General features: G+C 68.5%; 1 protein-coding gene. It reads left to right on the top strand.

Translation table 11 applies throughout. The features are described 5' to 3' along the window. The first annotated feature begins 289 nt into the window (after positions 1 to 289). On the top strand, positions 290 to 1,492 hold the full coding sequence (locus ACZ3I4_RS47840; protein ID WP_465388843.1) for an IS110 family RNA-guided transposase: 1,203 nt from the start codon (positions 290 to 292) through the stop codon (positions 1,490 to 1,492). Positions 1,493 to 1,516 lie beyond the last annotated feature (24 nt).

Consider the following 1,516-nt stretch of genomic DNA (forward strand, 5'->3'; position numbering starts at 1 on the left):
GCTCATTGGTGGACCCTTGTTGTTGCCCGGCCCGTCAGGGCTGGGTGGCATCTGGGCCGTCGGGTCACCGCCCACCGTTGCTGGCCCCGTTTGGTGTGAGGGCTTGCGGGAGTGTTAGCGGGGCCTGGCGGTCCGGGGCATCCCGACTGGCGACAGGGCTACTGCGCCGTTGAGCGCCCGTCAATGAGCGTCCGGCAGTGATGCCCCGGGACCTGGGTGCTTGTCCAGCTGATACGAGCAGCGAGGTCAAGCAGCTTTGAGTGTGCAACACGAGCCGGGGTCGGCGCGAATGTTCGCGGGTGTCGACTGGGCTGAGAACAGTCACGTCGTGTGTGTGATCGACGGCGACGGTGAGGTCGTCGAGCGGGTCATGGTGGCACATGACAAGGCCGGGATCACCCGGTTGATCACGTTGCTGTCCGGTCATGGGGTGGCTGGGACGGGAATCGAACGCGGCGACGGGCCGCTGGTTACGGCGTTGCTGGCGGCGGGCCTGAGGGTGTTTGTGATTGCGCCGTCGCAGGTCAAGTCGTTGCGCGGCCGGTATGGGTCGGCCGGTAACAAGGACGACCGGTTCGACGCGTTCGTGCTGGCCGATGTGGTCCGCACAGATCAGCGTCGGCTGGTCCCGCTGGTCGCTGACCGGGCGGACACGCAGGCGTTGCGGGCGCTGGTGCGGGCCCGGCAGGACCTGCTCGGGCATCGGCTGGCGATCGCTAACCAGCTGCGGGCGCATCTGCTGAGCGTGACGCCGGGTGTGGTGGGGCTGTTCGCTGAGCTCGACGCGTTGGTGTCGCGGGCGTTCATCGCCGAGTTCGGTACTCAGGACGCCGTGGACGCACTGTCCGAGGCCGTGTTGACGCCGTGGTTGAAGGCCCGCCATTACCACGTCAGAACCGCCGCGACGCTGCTCGAACGACTCCGTTCGGCCGCGTCCGGTGTCCGGGGGCCGGCCGGGCAGGCACTGGCCGGGGTCACTCAGGCATACCTGAGCGCGCTGAACACGGTCATCCAGCAGATCGACGCTCTCGAGGATCAGATCGCCGCTGCCCTGGCCGGGCACCCGGACGCGGCGATCTTCACCTCGCTGCCGCGGGCCGGGACTGTCCGGGCGGCGTGGCTGCTGGCCGAGATCGGTGACTGCCGGGGCCGGTTTCCTACCGCAGCATCCCTGGCCGGGCTGGCTGGGGTCACCCCGTCGACCCGGCAGTCGGGCAACACCCGCATCGTCGCGTTCCGCTGGGCGGTCGACAGACATCTGCGCAACGCGGTCTGCAACTTTGCCGGCGACAGCCGCCTGAGCAACCCCTGGGCCGCCGACCTCTACCAACAAGCCCGCGCCCGCGGCAAGAAACACAACCACGCCGTCCGCATCCTGGCCCGCGCCTGGATCACCGTGATCTGGAAATGCTGGACCACCAACACCCCCTACGACCCGGCCGAACACCGCGCCCTGCAAAACCTACTCACCTCACCCCCATCAACCGGTTGACACAGGGCACTCCCGCCGAGGGCC

This window comes from Actinoplanes sp. NPDC021490 (genome assembly GCF_055562135.1).